Annotated in this window: 14 protein-coding genes and 1 pseudogene; 9 read left to right on the forward strand and 6 right to left on the reverse strand. The window is 49.7% G+C overall.

Annotated features, from left to right (window positions below):
- Positions 1-198: 198 nt before the first annotated feature.
- On the forward strand, positions 199-645 hold the full coding sequence (locus tag ACFPVS_RS03595) for a GNAT family N-acetyltransferase (RefSeq protein ID WP_096295413.1): 447 nt from the start codon (positions 199-201) through the stop codon (positions 643-645).
- 106 nt (positions 646-751) lie between these two features.
- A complete protein-coding gene (locus ACFPVS_RS03600; RefSeq protein WP_378595420.1) occupies positions 752-3,442 on the forward strand; it encodes a M16 family metallopeptidase in 2,691 nt (896 codons plus the stop codon).
- A 66-nt stretch (positions 3,443-3,508) separates the two neighbouring features.
- On the opposite strand, the gene ACFPVS_RS03605 is transcribed toward ACFPVS_RS03600, so the two are convergent.
- The 6 genes from ACFPVS_RS03605 to ACFPVS_RS03630 form a co-directional block, all read right to left on the reverse strand.
- Entirely contained in the window at positions 3,509-4,906 is a 1,398-nt protein-coding gene (locus tag ACFPVS_RS03605; protein ID WP_378595422.1) for an MFS transporter, read from the reverse strand.
- Between the two features lie 60 nt (positions 4,907-4,966).
- Entirely contained in the window at positions 4,967-6,130 is a 1,164-nt protein-coding gene (locus ACFPVS_RS03610; RefSeq protein WP_096295408.1) for a M20 aminoacylase family protein, read from the reverse strand.
- Between the two features lie 131 nt (positions 6,131-6,261).
- A complete protein-coding gene (gene htpX, locus ACFPVS_RS03615; RefSeq protein ID WP_096295407.1) occupies positions 6,262-7,101 on the reverse strand; it encodes a protease HtpX in 840 nt (279 codons plus the stop codon).
- A 252-nt stretch (positions 7,102-7,353) separates the two neighbouring features.
- Entirely contained in the window at positions 7,354-8,799 is a 1,446-nt protein-coding gene (locus ACFPVS_RS03620; RefSeq protein ID WP_096295406.1) for a LutB/LldF family L-lactate oxidation iron-sulfur protein, read from the reverse strand.
- Positions 8,796-9,497 (reverse strand): LutC/YkgG family protein, encoded by a 702-nt coding sequence (locus tag ACFPVS_RS03625; RefSeq protein WP_096295405.1) that lies wholly within the window; start codon positions 9,495-9,497, stop codon positions 8,796-8,798. Before ACFPVS_RS03625 ends, ACFPVS_RS03620 begins: the two co-directional genes overlap by 4 nt.
- Complete coding sequence (locus ACFPVS_RS03630) at positions 9,494-10,273, reverse strand: (Fe-S)-binding protein (protein ID WP_096295404.1); 780 nt, start codon at positions 10,271-10,273, stop codon at positions 9,494-9,496. The genes ACFPVS_RS03625 and ACFPVS_RS03630 overlap by 4 nt, the downstream gene beginning before the upstream one ends.
- A gap of 631 nt (positions 10,274-10,904) precedes the next feature.
- Between ACFPVS_RS03630 and ACFPVS_RS03635 the strand changes: the two are divergent.
- The 7 genes and pseudogenes from ACFPVS_RS03635 to ACFPVS_RS03665 all read left to right on the forward strand — a co-directional run bounded on the left by ACFPVS_RS03635 (position 10,905) and on the right by ACFPVS_RS03665 (position 19,377).
- Positions 10,905-12,292, forward strand: a pseudogene (locus ACFPVS_RS03635) (MFS transporter).
- A 123-nt stretch (positions 12,293-12,415) separates the two neighbouring features.
- Positions 12,416-13,948 carry a phospholipase D family protein gene (locus tag ACFPVS_RS03640; protein ID WP_378595424.1) on the forward strand — a complete coding sequence of 511 codons (1,533 nt, stop codon included), beginning with the start codon at positions 12,416-12,418 and terminating at the stop codon, positions 13,946-13,948.
- Between the two features lie 70 nt (positions 13,949-14,018).
- The gene (locus tag ACFPVS_RS03645) at positions 14,019-14,519 is read left to right on the forward strand and encodes a C40 family peptidase (RefSeq protein WP_123803890.1); all 501 of its coding nucleotides are present in this window, start codon (positions 14,019-14,021) and stop codon (positions 14,517-14,519) included.
- 93 nt (positions 14,520-14,612) lie between these two features.
- Positions 14,613-15,518 carry an oxygen-dependent coproporphyrinogen oxidase gene (hemF, locus tag ACFPVS_RS03650; RefSeq protein WP_096295403.1) on the forward strand — a complete coding sequence of 302 codons (906 nt, stop codon included), beginning with the start codon at positions 14,613-14,615 and terminating at the stop codon, positions 15,516-15,518.
- A 245-nt stretch (positions 15,519-15,763) separates the two neighbouring features.
- Entirely contained in the window at positions 15,764-17,623 is a 1,860-nt protein-coding gene (ilvD, locus tag ACFPVS_RS03655; RefSeq protein WP_096295402.1) for a dihydroxy-acid dehydratase, read from the forward strand.
- 207 nt (positions 17,624-17,830) lie between these two features.
- Entirely contained in the window at positions 17,831-17,959 is a 129-nt protein-coding gene (locus tag ACFPVS_RS03660; RefSeq protein ID WP_269768586.1) for a hypothetical protein, read from the forward strand.
- Between the two features lie 128 nt (positions 17,960-18,087).
- Positions 18,088-19,377, forward strand: coding sequence for a CAP domain-containing protein (locus tag ACFPVS_RS03665; RefSeq protein ID WP_096295401.1), 1,290 nt, complete (start codon positions 18,088-18,090; stop codon positions 19,375-19,377).
- Positions 19,378-19,823: the final 446 nt, after the last annotated feature.

Genomic DNA, 19,823 nt, shown 5'->3' on the forward strand with positions numbered 1-19,823 from the left:
AATAGGTCGATACCTTGGCAAAACCCCGGATTTGAACGCAGTTCGAAGTCGGAGCAGCACTGAAAGCGCAGACATATCATGGATAGGCAGGCTTTCGAGCAATGCATAAGCATAACGAAGAAATGGGCTAAAGATGGGGAATGTGCAAAGGCCGAAGGCCGTCTGAATTTCAGACGGCCTATTGATTAGAAAGGCAGCATGAATTGGTATATTAAAGCATTTGCCGAATTGAGCCATCTCGAGTTGTGGCAGATTTATCAAAGCCGCGTCGATGTTTTCGTGGTGGAACAAAATTGCCCTTATCCGGAAGTAGACGATAAAGATTTAGCTGCGCTGCATGTATTCGCCGAAAAAGACGGTCAATTAGCCGCTTACTGCCGTATTATCTCAGAAGATACGCTGATTAAAATCGGGCGTGTGTTGGTGGTATCGTCATTTCGGCAGATGGGTTTGGGCAGGGTGTTGATGCAGCAAGCCTTGCAGGTGGTGCAACAGCGTTTTCCCCGACAGGAAATCTATATTGAAGCGCAGCTTTATCTGCAGCGGTTTTATGAATCTTTGGGTTTCCACAAAATCTCGGATGAATATTGGGAAGACGGTATTCCGCACATCGATATGATGTGGTGTAAAGATGAGGCCGTCTGAAAAAGTAGGAATATAAGCAATTCAATGTATTCATTTTAAATAAATTGAGGCTATAATGCTTCATTATAAAGCCGCTTCAGACGGCCTCATTAAACGGAAACTCTTCATGAAGCTCACTTATTTTGTCGTGTCGGCAGTTATCGGCACGACGTTGCCTGCTTATGCCAATCAATCGCTGTATGCCACCGGTAAGCTTGAGAATGGCTTGACTTATCATATTTTCAAAATTCCGTCGGCCGGTAAGCGGCTGATGACACGCATGAATGTCGGCGTGGGCGCAGCCGATGAAAATGACGGAGAAGAGGGCATTGCCCACATCACCGAGCATATGGTGTTTCAATCTTCGCCGCAAAACCCGCAAGGCTTGTCCGGCTGCCTGATGAAAGACGGCTGGCAGATGGGGCGGCATTTCAATGCGCAAACCACTTACGACTATACCCGCTATATGCTGACGCCACCACGCGGGATCAAACAGCTTGATGAAACCTTATTGATTTACCGTCAAATTTTGCAGCCTAAGCAATTTTCCGCTGCCGATTGGGAAAAAGAGCGGCAAGTGATTTTGAGCGAGTGGCGCCAACAGCAAAGCCTGCAACACCGCCTAGGCCGTCAGCAGCATGAATTGATGTATAAAGGTGCGCGCCAAGGGCGGTATGCACCGATTGGGCGTTTGGAAGCCATCAAGAAAGCCGACATGAAAACCGCCAGCGATTTTCACAACCGTTGGTATGGTGTCAACAATGCCGTGTTGGTGGTGATGGGTGATATAAGTATTGACGAAACTTCCGCCCTGATTCAAAAAGCATTCGGCAGTTTGCAGCCGATTACCTTGAGTGAGCGCCGTCACGAAGAATATGAGCCGACTTTGCAAAACGGTTGGCACATTGCGCAAGTAGCCGACCGCGATAACGTCGAAAACAAATTATCGCTGGTATTCCGCTTCAAAAAACAGCCGGCCTCAGCTTACGAAGAGCATGCTTATCAGCGTTTGCTGGATAATTTCGCCGCGTTTATCGTCAACCGCCGCATCCAACAATCGGGCGAAGATGTGGTATTGAAAATGGATACGTTGGGACGCAATACCGGCGCTTTGGTGTTGCAATCTGAAACTGCGCCGACTCAGCATAGTGAAATGTTGGACGTATTGCGTCATTTGCGCCAAGATATTTTAAATACACCGGCCACCAACGAGGAATTGGCGGAATACCGCAAAGCGCTGCACAGTAATTTGTCGCCTCAAAAGGCCGGTATTCCCAATGACTTAGGTAAAGTTGCAGCGATGAGCGATGAAACCGTATTGCGTGGTTTCCCCCTGCCTGATGCCGAAATCCAAACCATAGACCGCAGCCAGCTTTACCGTATTAACGCCAAAGTGGTGAATGAGCGCATTGCCGGTTGGTTGAACGCGCCCGATAAAATGATTCAGGTGCAAGCGCAGGCAGATGAGAAAGTAAAATTACCTGAAGTATCGAAATTGAATCATGTGATCAGGCCGTCTGAAAGCAGTTCAGACGGCCTAAGCGAACCGCGTTTTGCTGAAAACCAAGGCGGCAGAATTGTGGCCGAACGCCATGATGCCAAATTAAACCTGCATTACCTGACTTTAAGCAACGGTGATACGGCAGTGGTGATGAAATTGCCGATGGCAGGAAACAACCTGTATTTCAAAGCCTTATCCAATGTCGGCTATTGGAATCAGCCGCAACGGGTCTGGCAGGCAGAGATTTTGGCCGATGTGTTGGCACGTTCAACACCGCAGGGGATGGGGGCGGCCAATTTCAAACAATGGCAGCAAAAGCAGGGCATAAAACAATACCGTTTCCGTTTGGATGGTTATCACCAAACCACCGATGCGCAAGCAGCCAAAAGCGCGTTGCAACCGGTGTTGCAGCTTTACCGGCAACAGCAGACTGCACCTGATTTGAGCGGCTGGCAACAGGCTGTGAAGCGGGAAGAGTCGCGCTTTAAGGTGGCGCAATATGCCAAATCAAGTCGGCAACGCGATGCCTTTAACACGCTGCAATATGGCCGCAATGCGCTGATGCCGTCTGAAAGCCGCGCTTATAATGAATTGAATGAAGCCGCTTTCCGACAACAATGGCAAACGCTGGCTATTGCGCCGACTACTTACTACATCGTCAGCAATCTGCCGATTGAAAACGTGAAGCCTTGGGTAGCGCAATATTTAGCCGATATTCCGCGCCAAGCCGTGCAGCCGACTAAATATCCTTGGCAAAGCGGTCGTCAAATGCAGCAAATTGCCGTTAACGATACGCAAGGCACGGATGTGCAAGCCTTGTCGTGGCAAACCCTGCCGAAACTTTCACCGGCGCAATATGAGCAAATCAAGCTGTTGAACAATATCGCCAATGCACGTTTGAAAAATGAATTACGCAGCAAACAGCAAAGTGTTTACGGTGTGAAATTTCAGGCTGAGCCGAATATCGGGCAAAACCGCATGCAAAGCCACCTGTCGTTTAATGCGTCAAGCGAACAGGCTCAAGCCGCTTGGCAGGCAGCGCAAAAGGTGTTGAACGGCTTGCCTGACAATATCGGCTTTAGCGAAGCGCGCAATTTGCGCAAGCTCTTTGTCGAACAGGAAAATGCCCGCCGCCTTAAGCCCGAATTGTGGTTGGAACGTTTGGTGACCAGCCATCAAAACTACGGCGATGCGCGTTATTTGACCGAGGTTCCCAATATTCCGGCAACTTTCAGCCGTAACCGGTTGCGCGAAACGGCGAAATGGATGTGGTCGGCGGAAAATGAGAAAGTTTTGATGATGACACCGCGGCCATAATCGGCTGATAACAATGCCGTCTGAACAGAGTTTCAGACGGCATTGTTCCACATTCTCCGATAGCTTTCAGACGGCCTGATTAGATTTGCCACCATCTCGAGGAATCAGTAGCGCAATAGATAAGCAGGAAAGCAAAGCGAGTACCAACATCAACCATAAAGCAGCTTGTGCAGCTTGGTGTACGCCTGATGCTTGCAAGGCGCTGAACACCGTGGCGCCGCTGGCAATGCCGAAAGATGCACCGAGTGCACTCGCCATTTTATATACCCCGGCCGCGACACCGGCTTTCTCAAACGGCGCATTCACCATCGCGCAATCGGCTGATGGTGTGGCATAGCAGCCCAAGCCGAAACCGAACAGCGCAAACGAAATCACCACTTGAACCATGTAGGTTTCGTGGCTGACATTGGTCATGGATAAGCCCAAAATGCCTGTGGCGGTAATCAACACGCCAATAAACATAGGTTTTTTATAGCCGAATTTTTGCAACAGTTTCTCGCTGGCCCTAATCATGATTAATACCATGGTCAAATAGCCCAGAGATTTCAGACCGGCTTCAAACGGCGTTAAACTGTGACCTTTTTGCAGATAAGTGTTGATGATGAAAATGGTGCCGGCGGTGCAGTTGAGCAGGAAATTGGATAAACATGCACCGTTGTAGCCACGGTTTTGAAACAGTGAAAAATCCAAAAAAGCCGCCGATTTTAAGCGGATTTCAGTGAGGAAAAACACAATGGCCATCACGATAAAGCTGGCCAGCATGGCTAAGCTGAACGGATGACTAAAGCCTAAGCGGAAACCTTTGGTAATCAATAAATTGAGTGCGAGTAAGCCTAATACGCAGGAAAACAGGCCGGTGTAATCGTAGCGGCGGATCGCGGTTTGCGGCGATTTGCTTTCCGGTGTGCCGCGCATCAGCAGCATGCCGATGATGGAAATCGCAATCGAGAGTAAGAAAATACTCTGCCAGCCTAGATAAGTGGCGATGGTGCCGCCGACAAAAGAAGACAAACCCGAGCCGCCGAACGAACCGATTGCCCAAAAGCTAAACGCCCGCTGCCGCGCCGCGCCGTGGTAATAGTTTTTAATGACGGAAAGCGTGGCCGGCATGATGCAGGCCGAAGCCAAGCCCTGAAACACACGTCCGAGCCCGAAGCTGACAGGACCTTGGGCGAAATACAAAAATAAGCAGGCAATGATGTTGAGCAGAAAGCCGATATAAGTCAGGCGCACGCGGCCGAATTTATCCGCCAGCCCGCCCATCAATACGATAAAGCAACCGGAAAACAGCGAGCCTAAACTAATCACCGCATTGAGCGACGTATCGGGCATGGCAAGGCTGCGCTGAATGTCGGGGGCGACGTTAAATACGGCCTGATAAAACAGCCAAAACGTCAGCACCCCCAATACCATGCCGAAAAGCAGCCGGTCGTTGCCTTCAAATGGTTGAGAATGGTTTTGCATAGTGATACATCCTAAAATATATTCAGACGGCCTGAAGACGCAGATAGGCCGTCTGAAAGATTAACGTAAATATTTTTCAGTCAATGCACACCAATAGGCCGCTGCCGGCACAATAATCTCATCATTGAAATCATAAAGCGGATTATGCACCATACACGCGCCCGGTTCGTCACCGTTGCCGACGAAACAGTAATTTCCGTTAGGATTAGCTTCCAGCATAAAGGCAAAATCTTCGCTGCCCATCAATGGCGGAGCGGTATGCACTTTTTCTTCACCGAATAATTCGGTTGCCACTTCTCGGGCAAAACGCGTGGCTTCACGGCCGTTGATTAAAGGCGGGCAGCCGTTGATGTGTTCTATGGTGGCAGTAGCGCCGAAACTGTTGGCCTGTGCTTGGGCCATTTCGCTGATGCGGCGGCACACCAATTCGCGCACTTCCGGCTTCAAGGTGCGCACAGTCAGTTTCATCAAGGCTTTGCCGTTGACCACATTAGGCGCATTACCTGATTGAATACAGCCCACGGTTACCACGGCCTGATCGAGCGGGCTGACATTGCGCGAAACGATGCTTTGCAGAGCGATGGTGATGTGGCAGGCAACCAAGGTCGCATCAATGCCTGACTCGGGCATGGCGCCGTGGCCGCCGACACCTTGAATGTGAATATGAATTGTATCCGACGAAGCCATGGTCGAGCCTTCGCGGAAGTAAAATTCGCCGGTCTTCATTTTCGGCATATTGTGCAAACCGAAAATCATGTCGCAAGGAAACAAATCAAACAAACCGTCATCCAGCATCACCCGGCCACCGTAAAGCAATTCTTCCGCAGGCTGGAAGATAACGCGTAAGGTGCCATTAAAATTGCGGGTTTCCGCCAAACGTTGGGCCGTCGCCAATAAAATGGTGGTGTGGCCATCGTGGCCGCAACCGTGAAATTTGCCGTCTATTTTACTGCACCAGCCGTGGGTATTTTCTTCATGAATGGGCAATGCATCCATATCTGCGCGCAGACCGATGATTTTTTTACCGCCGCCGTTTTTTAACGTACCGACTACGCCGGTTTTGGCCAAGCCGCGATGCACTTCATAGCCCCATTTTTGCAGTAAATCGGCAATGATGTCGCCGGTGCGCTGTTCTTCAAAGCCAAGCTCGGGGTGTTGGTGGATTTGGCGGCGCAGACGGGTGAATTCTTCTTCTCTTTGTTGCAGTATTTGCAGATGGCTCATGATATTTCCTTTGGATTTTTAGGAATTATTGTAGGTAGAAAAGTTCAACCATCGTAACAATTTTGTTAACAATGTGCAAATGCAAAAAGGCCGTCTGAAATATTTCAGACGGCCTTTGATAATGTAATTTTTTATTGAGCTTTCAAGCGGGCAATGCGGTTATCCAAGGATGGGTGGGTGCTCAACAGCGAATCTTTGCTTTCACTGGCAATACCCATGGCGTTCATCTCTTGCGGCAAATCGCTTGCGGCACCTTTCAATCGTTGCAAGGCGGCAATCATTTTGGGCGCGCCTACCAATTTTGCAGCACCTGCATCAGCGCGGTATTCCCGTTGGCGGCTGAACCACATCACGATAAGGCTGGCCAAGAAGCCGAAGACGATTTGCAACACCATGCTGACCATGAAATACATACCGTTGGATGTGCTGCCGTCCTCATTGCGGGCAACTATGCCGGAAACGATGCGGGCGAAGAACACGACAAAAGTATTGACTACGCCTTGAATCAAGGTCAGCGTTACCATGTCGCCATTGCCGACGTGTGCCATTTCGTGCGCCAAAACAGCTTCTACTTCGTCGCGAGTCATATGGTCGAGCAGGCCGGTGGATACGGCAACCAATGAGTTGTTTTTGCTGGCGCCGGTGGCGAATGCGTTTGGTTCCGGTGAATGGTAAATGGCTACTTCCGGTGTTTTTAAATTCCATTGGCGCGCTTGGGCTTCAACGGTGGACAATAACCAAGCTTCTTCTTCGCTGCGCGGCTGGGTAATCACCTCCGCACTAACCGAGCGTTTGGCCATGGTTTTGGAAAGCAGCAGGGAAATAATCGAACCGCTGAAGCCGACAACGGCAGAATAAACCAACAGGCTGCCGACTTCATCGGAGCTGTTGATGCCTAAAATAGCCAAGACGATGCGGATAACGATCAGGACGGCAATGTTGGTAGCAAGAAACAAGAAAATGCGTTTCACCGGATGGATTCCTTTATGTTGGTGTGTGGTTTGTTTTTATGCTGCCCGAGGTGGCGCAGATCTGACGGTATTGATTGTCTCAAAAAGGTTGATTTTAGGGAATAAGCTTTTGAGCAAAGGTATGCAAATCTGAATGTTAGTATCTGTGGGAAAGTAGGGGTTTATGCAAATTTTAGCGGAATATTTATCCCTGTTTCCATAATCGAAAGGCCGTCTGAACGTTTCAGACGGCCTTGATTCAGTCATATAAAATTAGGATTGGCGTTGTTTCTCCGCCATCATTTCATGCAGGGTTTTTTTCGCAGGTTTCATCGGCACGCGGCTATCAGTCCAGCCCAATTGCTTGTTTGGGGTTAAAGCACGGAATTTGGTTGCTGCCCAACCGAATGCACGGTAGGCTTTTTTGCCGCTGAAAATGCCGTTAAACGTGCGCCATGCCATTTGTTCGCCAAAGGTATGCGCGGCACCTTGGCCGCGAATCGGATGCGGTACCACTTCGCTTGGGGAACGTTGGGCTTCTACGCGCAGACGCTGCATTTGTTCGGTAATCGGGATGCGTACCGGGCACACTTCCACACATGCGCCGCACATACTGCATGCGGTCGGCAGATCGCTGGTGCTTTCCAAACCCAGCAAGTGCGGTGACAGGATTTCGCCAATCGGCCCCGGGTATGTGGTACCGTAAGCGGCACCGCCGATTCGGGTGTACACGGGACAGTGGTTCATACACGCACCGCAGCGGATACATTGCAAAGTGCGGCGCATTTGTTCTTCAACATAGGCTTGCGTACGGCCGTTGTCGAGCAATACCAAGTGCATTTCCTGCGGTCCGTCCAGCTCTTCGCTGCGGCGCGGGCCGGTAATCATATTGAAGTAAGTGGTGATGTTTTGACCGATGGCGGAGCGTGGCAGCAAGCTATACAGCGGCGGCACGTCTGACAATTTGGCTACAACTTTTTCAATGCCGGTAATGGCAATATGCACCGGCGGCACGGTAGTTGACAAGCGGCCGTTGCCTTCGTTTTCAACCAAACATAAGGTACCGGTTTCGGCGACGGCAAAGTTCACACCGCTCAAGCCCACGTCGGCAGTGCGGTAAATATCGCGCAAAGCCATGCGGGCAAAGCCGGTGAGCTGGTCAACGTCATCGGTCAGCGGGGTATCTAAGTTTTGATGGAACAATTCGCTGACTTGCTCTTTGGTTTTGTGAATAGCGGGCATCACAATGTGGGTCGGCTTTTCGCCGGCCATCTGAACGATGAATTCGCCCAAATCACTTTCTACCGCGCGAATACCTCTGTCTTCTAAATAATGGTTCAGCTCGATTTCTTCGCTGACCATCGATTTGCCTTTGACCATTAATTTGCCGTTGTGGGCATTCATAATATTGTGAATGATGGTGCAGGCTTCGGCAGGGGTTTCTACCCAGTGTACTTTTACACCCAAGCGGGTGAGGTTGGCTTCGAGTTGCTCCAGCAAATCAGGCAGGCGTGACAGCGAGCGTTGGCGGATGTGTTCGCACAAATCGCGCAGGGTTTGCAATTCTTCTTCGTCTGACAACACGGCTTTGCGCTTGGTCATCAGCATATCCATCGCCGTGCGCAGGCTTTTGCGCAACGGTTTGTCCTGCAGCGAAATGGCGGTGTTTTGTTTGAAGGTTTCCGGCTTCATGTGGAATCGGATGGTTTGGCTGCTCATGCGGTTTCCTCCAAATCGGCAGGTGAAATGTGGTCGGGCAGAATTGCCAGCACCACCAAATCGCGCGGGCCGTGCGCGCCGTAGGCCAGCGTTAATTGGATGTCGGCGGTTTTCGATGGGCCGGAGATGAGAATGATATTGGTCGGCATACCGTTTTCAACCAGTTTTTCGCCTTCAACGGCGTGGTGGAATTCACCATACATTTTGCTGGTATCAAACAGGCAGAAATGCACCGGCGGCACCAAACTTAAGCTGCGCGGTTGCTCGGGGCTCGATTCCAGCATGATGGTGCCGGTGCGGGCGATGCCGCATTTTGAGCCGCTGAAACCGGCATCGACTTGCAGGAAAAATTCGTCTTTCCAGTCTTCGATTTTACGGTCGAACGACAAGGTTTGAATGTTGCTGGCTTCCAAGGCGGCTTGGGCTTTGAGGCCGTCTGAAGTTTGTAATGGCAATAAGATGTTTTTCAGGCCTTTTTCTTCGGCGGCCTGGCGGAACACTTGCGGCCAATTGTCACGGGTTACCCAGTAAATCTCGGTTTTCACCGCGCGCATGGTCACCGCCCAATGTTTCAGACGTGCCGTTTCGCTTTCCCAGGTCATTTCGTTTTGACGGTAGTAATCAGCGGTATTCGGCTCAATCATCGGGTAGGCATCGGCTTTTCTCAGCTTGGCCAGGATATTGTCGCGTGCGTTCATGCTTTGCCTCCTGTACGTTCTAATAAGAAGGTGGCAATGTGTTTCGGTGCCGGCATGTCGGGTTCGTCTTTAGCAATTTTACCGCCGATGTTCATCATGCAGCCGCAGTCGGCACTGATGATTTCGGTGGCTTGGGTTTCTTTCAATGCAGCCACTTTATCGCTGACCATGGCACCGGAAATGTCGGGATGTTTTACCGAGAATGTGCCGCCAAAGCCACAGCACTCGCTCTCATGGTCGTGTACGATGCGTTCGACATTTTCCATACCGTCAATCAATTCCCAGCCGGAAAGATGCACATTCATTTCACGGCGTGCCGCGCAAGAGGTATGCACAGCCACTTTTACCGGCGCACCTTTGTCTTCAGGGTGATAGCCGATGGCCAATAGGAAATGAGTAAATTCGATCACACGCCCGGCAACGTCTTTGGCTTTGGCTTCGTAAGGTGTGTTTTTAAACAAAGTCGGCCAATGGTGTTTCATCATACCGCCGCATGAACCTGATGGCACGACAATCGGCCAGTTTTCAGGGAACAGATCCAATTGGGCTTTGGCTACCTCAAACGCTTCTTGCGGGTGGCCTGAAGAATAAGCAGGCTGGCCGCAGCAGCTCTGACCCATCGGAAAATGGATGCGGATGCCTTGCTGCTCGATTAAGGTCATGGCATCCATACCGGCTTCGGGCATGAAGATGTCGAGAACGCAGGTACCGAAGAAATATGCATCGGTCGGGACGCTGTCGAAACGGATAATGGGGGTAGGGGTTTTTACGCTCATTTTGGCAGAGATTTCTTTATTGTAATGAGTAAAGGATAATTTTGTACTTTAAGTAATTCGATGTAACAGGTCAAGTTGAATTTTTCAAAATAAATTTGCGGATAAATGATTAAAAGCTAAAAAGCTTATTCCTTCTAATGCTTCATATTATGGTAATCATTATCATTAAATTCAATCGATAATTTGTTTATATTGAAATGAAGATAATTTTCAGATGGCATATCTATATATCTATAATCTATATATCTATAAATAAAAATTATGATAAAAGGCCGTCTGAATCAGTTTTAAAGGTTTGAAAGAAAGATTTGACCTTATGCCGAGACCTTTGCAAAACCTGATGAACCACCAATAAAAACCAAAACAGCCGTCATTCCCACACAGGCGGGAAGTCATCTTAAAATTTCAGAAACTTATTTTATTCAATAGTTTGCCATATTCAAAAATGGATTCCCGTCTGTGCGGGAATAGCGTCGATTCTTTGTTCAGTAGCTTTTCAGGGAGTTTTGCAAAGATCTCAGGCAGTCTGAATTCAGCGGTTTTCCAGACTGCCTTGAATGCCTTAAGCAGGCTTTAAATTCAGGTACAATGCTCGATATTGATGAAAAAAAAACATTATTTAAGCCGAATCATGATGACTCAAGCTGCGAAACCCTCCCGCTGGCTGCCGCTGTTGATGGCTATTGCCATTTTCATGCAAATGCTGGATACCACCATTTTAAATACCGCGTTGCCCAAAATTGCCGAAGATTTGCATGAATCGCCGCTGAATATGCAAATGGCGGTGATTGTTTATACCTTAACTGTAACTGTGGCGCTGCTGATTCCTTTAAGCGGCTATTTGGTGGACCGTGTAGGCACGAAAAAAGTATTTCTCGCTGCAATTTCCATCTTTATGCTGGGCTCGCTATTGTGCGCCGCTGCGCCAAATTTGCCGATGTTGGTGCTGGCCAGGGCGGTACAGGGTATTGCGGGTCTATGCTGGTGCCGGTGCCGCGTTTGACGATTTTGCGTGTGTATGAAAAATCACAATTACTCAATGCGTTTAATTATGCGGTGATGCCTGCTTTAATCGGGCCGGTGTTGGGGCCGTTGGTCGGCGGCTATTTGGTGGAATATGCGTCTTGGCATTGGATTTTTCTGCTGAATCTGCCGATTGGCTTGATGGGGCTGATCGTCGGCTGGAAAATTATGCCTGATGTCAAAGGTGAGAAAACGGCGTTGGATTTAAGCGGTTTTCTGATGTTTGCTGCGGCAGCGTGTGCGCTGACCTTGTCGGTAGAAATTGTGTCTCATTCTAATGCCGCGCCGTTTTCATTGCTGCTGGCGGCAAGCGGGGCGGTGTTAATGTGGCTGTATTACCGTCATGCGAAAACCGCACCCGATCCGATTTATGCCGGCCATCTGTTTAAAGTGCGCACGTTCCGCCTGGGCTTGACGGGCAATTTGTTTAGCCGCTTGGGAATTAGTTCGGTGCCGTTTTTACTCCCTTTACTGTTTCAGGTGGCCTTTGGCTACAGTGCGAGTTTATCGGGCTGGCTGGTGGCGCCGATTGCACTGGCTTCGTTGCTGGTGAAGCCGGCCATCAAGCCGATTATGGCGTGGTTTGGTTATCGTAATGTGCTGATTTGGAATACGCGTATTCTGGGCGTGTTGATTATGCTGGCGATACCTGACGGACAGGCACCGATAGCGGTGTGGGTGATTTTATTGCTGCTGATGGGTATGTGTAATTCGATTCAGTTTTCATCGATGAACACGCTCACACTGGAGGATTTACGCAGTTATCAGACCGGCAGCGGTAATAGCCTGATGGCTGTCAACCAGCAATTGGCCATTGCTTTAGGTATTGCTGTAGGTGCGCTGATGCTCTGGTTCTGGCGCGGTAGCAGCTTTGCTCAGGCGGATTTGCATATTGCGTTCCAACTCACTTTTGTCGGCGTCGGCTTGATTACTTTGCTTTCCAGCGTGATTTTCAACCGTTTGCATGTTTCAGATGGCCAAGATCTTACAAATTAGCAATAAAAATCAGGTAAAATGCGCGAAGCAACAATTTAAGTTCATTTTTTCAGACGGCATGCAAAAAATAAACCGGCAAGGATGTCTTGTATATTCACAAGGCCGTCTGGAAACAGTATTTCAATGAAGACACCATATTTGACATTCATGTTACCAGCGTTTCTTGTCGGCTGTGCCGCTCTGCCGTCTTTAGACGAGCGGGCGGAAAGCCAATATATCGAAGTGGATTCTGCACCGCGCTTGGAAGCCATTTTAAAACCGTCGCAACAAGGCGAGATTGACAATGATCGGGCGACTTCAGGCATCTATTTATTAAACGATGCGCATGAAGCCTTTGTCGCGCGTGCAGCTTTGATTGAGTCGGCTGATGTCAGCTTGGATTTGCAATATTATATTTGGCACAACGATATTTCCGGCCGCTTATTGTTTAATTTGGTACACCGTGCTGCCGAGCGTGGTGTGCGCGTACGCATGCTTTTAGACGATAACAACACCAACGGTTTAGATAATGTTCTGTTGGCGCTGGATAGCCACCAGAATATCGAAATCCGCCTGTTTAATCCGTTCGTGTCACGCAAATGGCGTGCGTTGGGCTATCTGACCGATTTTCCGCGTCTCAACCGCCGTATGCATAATAAATCGCTGACTGCCGACAACCGCGCCACCATTCTCGGCGGCCGCAACATCGGTGACGAATATTTCCAAGTCGGGGAAGACACCGTCTTTGCCGATTTGGATATTTTGGCAACCGGGCCGGTGGTTACCGAAGTGTCGAAAGATTTCGACCGCTATTGGGCGAGCAATTCTTCCTACAACGCCACCAGCATCATTAAAAAAGGCAGCATTGAAAAAGGCTACAAAGAGCTGGAATATGATCGTTCGGACAGCAACGAAGTTTTGGCCAAATACCGCAAAGAAGTCGAAAATTCGGGCTTGTTTAAATCGATGCAGGAAAACAACATCGAATGGTTTAACGTGCATACCCGCCTGATTAGCGATGATCCGGCCAAAGGCTTGAACCGCGACCGCTCCAAGCAATCGATTCAGGAGCGGCTGTTTAAAGCGCTGCAAAAACCACAAAAAAGTATATATTTGGTGTCGCCGTATTTTGTGCCGACCAAAAGCGGCACCGAAGCCTTGTTGCAAATGGCCAAAGAAGGCATTGATGTGAACGTGTTGACCAATTCCTTGCAGGCGACCGATGTGGCGGCGGTACATTCGGGTTATGTGAAATACCGCAAACCCTTACTCAAAGCCGGGGTACACCTTTATGAATTGCAGCCCAACCATGCTGTACCGAAAACCAAAGACCGAGGCTTGACCGGCAGCTCGGCCACCAGTTTGCATGCCAAAACTTTTATTGTCGATGCCAAGCGGGTGTTTATCGGCTCGTTCAACCTTGATCCGCGCTCGGCCCGTCTGAATACCGAAATGGGCGTGGTCATTGAAAGCCCTGAAGTGGCGGGCATAATGCAGCGCAGCTTGGTGGAAACCACGCCGAAATACGCTTATAAAGTGACCATGAACAAATTTCACAAGCTGCATTGGTACAATCCCGAAGATGGCAAAACCTACGGCAAAGAGCCGGAAGCAGGATTTTGGAAACGCGTGACCGCGCGTATTTTATCGTTTTTCCCGATTGAAAGTTTATTGTAAGGCCGTCTGAAAAGTGAAAGGAAAAGCGGTGGAACTGATTTGGAAAGCTTTATTTTTAGCTGCAAGCACCATGCTGTTGGCTTCGTGCGGCACCACCGCCAAAAAGCCGAAAAAAACGGTGAAAACCGCCAAACAGGCATCGGTGCGCAAGATCCAGCCCGTACGCATCAGCCACATCGACCGTGCCCACGGTTCGCAAGAAATCATGATTCAAAGCATGGGCTTGGTCGGCACACCCTATAAATGGGGCGGCAGTACCACGGCTACCGGCTTCGATTGCAGCGGCATGATTCAATATATTTATAAAAACGCACTCGGCGTAAATTTACCACGCACCGCCCGCGATATGGCCGCCGCCTCGCGCAAAATTCCCGACAGCCAATTGAAACCGGGCGACTTGGTGTTTTTCAATACCAGCAAGCGCACCAAATATTCGCATGTCGGTATCTACATCGGTAATGGAGAATTCATACACGCGCCAAGCAGCGGCAAAACCATTCAAACCGAAAAACTGGCCAAGCCGTTTTACGCCAAAAATTACTTGGGCGCGCATACCTTTTTTACCAATTGATGCCGTCTGAAAGCGGTATTTGTCAAACCACGTCATCAAGGCCGTCTGAAATCTTTCAGACGGCCTCGGCACCAATAAAAACAAGGAAACATCATGCACACCGAAACCGTATTGTCCGTATTGAAAAACCTGCAAAACCACATCTGTGCCGCATTGGAAGCCGAAGACGGCGGCGCGGTGTTTGTACGCGGCGAATGGACGAGTAAACTCGGTAAAGGTGAATCACGAGTGTTAAAAAACGGTGCGGTTTTTGAGCAGGCGGGCGTAAATTTTTCCCATGTCAAAGGTGAAAAAATGCCGGTATCAGCCACGGCCCACCGTCCTGAATTGGCCGGCGCCGCATTTGAAGCCATGGGCGTGTCGCTGGTGATTCACCCGAAAAATCCGTATGTGCCTACCAGCCATGCCAACGTGCGCTTTTTCATTGCGTATCCCGAAAATCAAGCGCCGGTGTGGTGGTTCGGCGGCGGCTTCGATCTGACGCCGTTTTATCCGTTTGAAGAAGACATTCTGCATTGGCACCGCGTGGCGGAAAAGCTGTGCCGCCCGTTTGGCGCGGAAGTCTATCCCGAATACAAAAAATGGTGCGACGATTATTTCTATCTCAAACACCGTGGCGAAACCCGCGGTGTCGGCGGCCTGTTTTTTGATGACTTAAACTGCTGGGATTTCGACACCTGCCTGAATTTCATCCAAGCTGTCGGCGAAGGCTATATGAAAGCCTACCAACCAATTGTTTGCAAAAGGAAAAACACCGCATACGGCGAACGCGAACGTGATTTCCAGATCTACCGCCGCGGCCGCTATGTCGAATTCAATCTGGTGTGGGACAGAGGCACGCTCTTCGGCTTGCAAAGCGGCGGCCGCACCGAAAGCATTTTGATGTCGATGCCGCCACTCGTGCGCTTTGAATACCAATATCAGCCGGAAGCAGGCAGCCCGGAAGCGCGTTTGAATGAGTTTTTAACGCCGCGTGATTGGTTGAGTGAGTCGGAATAATAATGTTTAGGCTGTCTGAAAAACTTATTCAGGTTCAGACGGCCTCAATTTAATCAATGAAAAGTAAATTCAGTAGTAGCAAATACGGGTATAGTAAATTCATCTTGATTTCATATTAGAAAACGACAAATTAAGATGCTGATTTACGCCTGATTGGTATAAAATAACCACTTTATTTTTGTTAACAATTTCCCAATTTTCAGACGGCCTCAAATACGCCGCCACAATAAACAAAGGAACACAACATGCCGGACTACCGCTCCAAAACCTCTACCCACGGCCGCAATATGGCCGGTGCGCGCGCATTGTGGCGTGCCACCGGTGTGGCCGATGCCGACTTCGGCAAGCCGATTATTGCGATTGCCAACTCGTTTACCCAATTTGTGCCGGGTCACGTTCACTTGCACAATATGGGTCAATTGGTGGCGCGCGAAATCGAAAAAGCCGGTGCGATTGCCAAAGAATTCAACACCATCGCGGTGGATGACGGCATCGCTATGGGGCACAGCGGCATGTTATACAGCCTGCCGAGCCGTGATTTGATTGCCGATTCGATCGAATACATGGTCAATGCCCACTGCACCGATGCGCTGGTGTGCATTTCCAACTGCGACAAAATCACCCCGGGTATGCTGATGGCGGCCATGCGTTTAAACATTCCGACTATTTTCGTATCCGGCGGCCCGATGGAAGCGGGTAAAGTCATCGGCGCCATCAATATTGCCGACGAGCGTCGTTTGGACTTGATCGATGCCATGATTGAAGCGGCAGACGACAATGTGTCCGACGCGCAGATTCAGGAAGTCGAGCAAAACGCATGTCCGACTTGCGGTTCGTGTTCCGGCATGTTTACCGCCAACTCAATGAACTGTTTAACCGAAGCCTTGGGCTTGTCGCTGCCGGGCAACGGTTCTTACTTGGCCACCCATGCCGGCCGCAAAGATTTGTTCTTGGAAGCAGGCCGCCTGATTGTTGAGATTACCCGCCGCTATTACGAGCAAAATGACGAATCCGTGTTGCCGCGCAGCATCGCCACCAAAGCCGCTTTTGAAAATGCCATGACCATGGACATCGCCATGGGCGGTTCGACCAACACCATTTTGCACTTGCTGGCCGTGGCCAATGAAGCCGGCGTCGATTTCAAAATGGCCGACATTGACCGTTTGAGCCGCGTGGTGCCGTGTATCTGTAAAACCGCGCCAAACAACCACGACTATTATATGGAAGACGTGCATCGCGCGGGCGGCATTTTCGGCATTTTGAAAGAGCTGGAAAAAGCGGGCAAACTGCACACCGATATTCCGACCATTCACGCGCCGACTTTGAAAGAAGCGATTGCCAAATGGGACGTGACCAATCCGGAAAACACCGAAGCCATCGAGCGCTTCAAAGCCGCACCGGGCGGCGTGCGCACCACGCAGGCCTTCTCGCAAAACCGCATGTGGAAAACGCTCGATCTCGACCGTGAAAAAGGCTGTATCCGCAGCGTGGAACATGCCTATTCGCAAGACGGCGGTTTGGCCGTATTGTTCGGTAATATTGCCGAGCGCGGCTGCGTGGTGAAAACCGCCGGTGTGGATGACAGTATTCTGAAATTTACCGGCCGCGCGCGCGTGTTTGAAAGCCAAGATGCCGCCGTGGAAGGCATTTTGGCCAACCAAATCGTGGCCGGCGACATCGTCATCATCCGCTACGAAGGTCCGAAAGGCGGCCCGGGTATGCAGGAAATGCTGTACCCGACTTCTTATTTGAAATCAAAAGGTTTGGGTAAAGCCTGTGCCTTGCTGACCGACGGCCGTTTCTCCGGCGGCACTTCAGGCCTGAGCATCGGCCACGCCTCGCCGGAAGCGGCAGAGGGCGGCGCCATCGGTTTGGTGAACGAAGGCGACACCATCGAAATCGACATTCCAAACCGCAGCATCAACCTGATGATTTCCGATGAAGAATTGGCACAACGCCGCGCCGAAATGGAAGTACGCGGCAGCCAAGCATGGAAACCGGTCAACCGCGACCGCTACGTTTCCCAAGCCCTGCGCGCCTACGGCCTGATGGCGACTTCCGCCGACAAAGGTGCCGTGCGCGACGTATCGCAAATCAAACGCTAATCGGCAGTAACAGGCCGAGACCTTTACAAAACCCTAGATTTGAGTACAGTTCAAAGTTGTAGCAACACAGAAAGCGCAGACATATCATGAAGATAGGCAGGCTTTCGAGCAAGCGTACAACGAAGAAATGTGCCAAAGATAGGGATTTTGCAAAGGTCACGGGTCGTCTGAAGCATCATGCTTCAGACGGCCTCCTGAAAGAATGCAATGGATAAATTCGTTATCGCCATGATTGCCTTGGCCGTCATCTTATTGATTTTGATGGGCGGTGGTTTTGTGGCGACCGAATATTTGAAAAAACATCCGGATATATTCCAAGTGCAGCCGAAAAAATGAATCGATTGAACAGCAAGGCCGTCTGAAAAAATAGTATTTTCAGACGGTCTTGCTTTTATGTTTGGTAGAATGCCTGTATTCAAACAATTATGCTCAATGGCTCAATCAAGGCCGTCTGAAACACAATCATGAAATCCCTTATTCTTTGGCTCAGCCTGTTTGCCGCTGTGTTTGCTTTTTTCCGGTATCAGCAACCGCCCAAAATGACACCGGAGCAATTGATGCAGGCGAGTGCGCCGCACGATCGTTCGGCGGTGGCGGGTTTGGGCGGCTTGGGCTATTTGAACTTTTTGCGCAAAACGGCCGGTTTGCAGCCCTTGGCGCATTCTTCGATTTTGGAGCAATCCGCCCGCAATCATGCGCTATATCTGACTGAACATCCCGACGATGGCCATGATGAATACAACCGCGCCAGCCGTTATTTTACCGGCAACAGGCCGTCTGAACGGGCAAGACACGCGGGTTATATTTATGAAGGTGTGCATGAGAATGTCAGCACCAGCAGCCGCTTTCAAGATGCGGATAGGGCGGCGGAATTTGCCGTACATCAGCAGCTTGATGGCTTGATGACGGCGATTTATCACCGCTTTTCTTTGTTGGAACAAAATATTAACGAAGCCGGTGTGGCCTATGAAAACGGCCGCAATCATACCGCGCTGGTGGTGAATCAAGGGCATAAAGGGTTTAACCGATTATGCGGTTTAGGCCGTCTGAAAGCCGAGCCGTACCGTCATTACTACAAGCAATCTTGTCACAACGGTGCGCTGGTGTATGCGGATGAAGTGCAAAACCGGCGAGAGTTGTTGTACACGGTTTATCCGATGGGACATTTCGCCATGCCTGATTTTCAGGGCGAGCGGCCGGATCCGATGCCGGGGCATGAGTTTACCGGTAATCCGGTGAGTATTTCTTTTTCCGACCAAGCAGGACGTGTGGTAATGCGTTCGTTCAAATTATATCAAGGCGAACAGGAAATCACCCATAAACGCGTGCTGACCCAACACAACGACCCAAATCAGCAATTCAGTGAGCGGCAATTTGCGCTGTTTCCCGTTCGGCCTTTGGAATACGGCACGCTTTATCGGGCGGTGTTTGAATTTGAGCGCAAGGGCAAACCGGAGCGGGCTGAATGGACATTCCGCACCAAAAAACCGGATTATCCGTATTTTATTGTGAAAGGTAATGAAAAATTATCGCTGCAATCGGGCAAGAAATACTTTATCCATTGGCAGAATCATTGGTGCTTAAAAACTTGCCCGCAATTGGTGTATCAGCAGCGTGGCGGGGCAAAATTGGAAGTGTTGGAGCGACAAATCGGTGGTGTGTTGGTACGCGTGAGCGGCGTAGCGGGTGGCGATGTGCGGCTGATGTTTGAAGGTGACCGTGATAAGGCCTTGCTGCTGTATGTATCTTCCTAAATATGGTATGCCGAGACCTTTGCAAAACCTATCTTCGGCATATCTCTCCGTTATGCGCTGCTCAAAGGCTTGCCTGTCTCAATCATATTTCTGCGCTTTGTGCGCTAATCTAACTTTGAACTGAACCCAAATCGAGGTTTTTGCCAAACCTGATGAATGATCAATGAAAACCCAAATGACTGTCATTCCCGCGCAGGCGGGAATCCATTGTTGAGTATGACAAACTATTGCATAAAATAGGCTTCTTAATTATTAAGATGAATTCCTGTCTGCGTGGGAATCATGTCGGTTTTGAGTGAGCCGGCTTTTTAGGAAATTTTGCAAAGGTGTCAAATCTGGAGTTTGCAAAGGTAGTGTCTCACTTTGAAATTTGATAGGCTAGTCAATAGGTATATTTTGTGGTAGTTTACACTTACTATGAAAAAACGCCAAAGACTAGATTTTAA

Source organism: Neisseria weixii (genome assembly GCF_042658245.1).
Taxonomy (GTDB): domain Bacteria; phylum Pseudomonadota; class Gammaproteobacteria; order Burkholderiales; family Neisseriaceae; genus Neisseria; species Neisseria weixii.

Bases quoted from the DNA above. Each gene is read 5' to 3' on its own strand.
- ACFPVS_RS03640 (WP_378595424.1), top strand. From the start codon at position 12,416: ATGAAGACACCATATTTGACATTCATGTTACCAGCGTTTCTTGTCGGC.
- ACFPVS_RS03660 (WP_269768586.1), top strand. From the start codon at position 17,831: ATGGATAAATTCGTTATCGCCATGATTGCCTTGGCCGTCATCTTATTG.
- hemF (WP_096295403.1), top strand. From the start codon at position 14,613: ATGCACACCGAAACCGTATTGTCCGTATTGAAAAACCTGCAAAACCAC.
- ACFPVS_RS03600 (WP_378595420.1), top strand. From the start codon at position 752: ATGAAGCTCACTTATTTTGTCGTGTCGGCAGTTATCGGCACGACGTTG.
- ACFPVS_RS03595 (WP_096295413.1), top strand. From the start codon at position 199: ATGAATTGGTATATTAAAGCATTTGCCGAATTGAGCCATCTCGAGTTG.
- ACFPVS_RS03665 (WP_096295401.1), top strand. From the start codon at position 18,088: ATGAAATCCCTTATTCTTTGGCTCAGCCTGTTTGCCGCTGTGTTTGCT.
- ilvD (WP_096295402.1), top strand. From the start codon at position 15,764: ATGCCGGACTACCGCTCCAAAACCTCTACCCACGGCCGCAATATGGCC.
- ACFPVS_RS03620 (WP_096295406.1), bottom strand. From the start codon at position 8,799: ATGAGCAGCCAAACCATCCGATTCCACATGAAGCCGGAAACCTTCAAA.
- ACFPVS_RS03605 (WP_378595422.1), bottom strand. From the start codon at position 4,906: ATGCAAAACCATTCTCAACCATTTGAAGGCAACGACCGGCTGCTTTTC.
- ACFPVS_RS03630 (WP_096295404.1), bottom strand. From the start codon at position 10,273: ATGAGCGTAAAAACCCCTACCCCCATTATCCGTTTCGACAGCGTCCCG.
- ACFPVS_RS03645 (WP_123803890.1), top strand. From the start codon at position 14,019: ATGCTGTTGGCTTCGTGCGGCACCACCGCCAAAAAGCCGAAAAAAACG.
- ACFPVS_RS03610 (WP_096295408.1), bottom strand. From the start codon at position 6,130: ATGAGCCATCTGCAAATACTGCAACAAAGAGAAGAAGAATTCACCCGT.
- ACFPVS_RS03625 (WP_096295405.1), bottom strand. From the start codon at position 9,497: ATGAACGCACGCGACAATATCCTGGCCAAGCTGAGAAAAGCCGATGCC.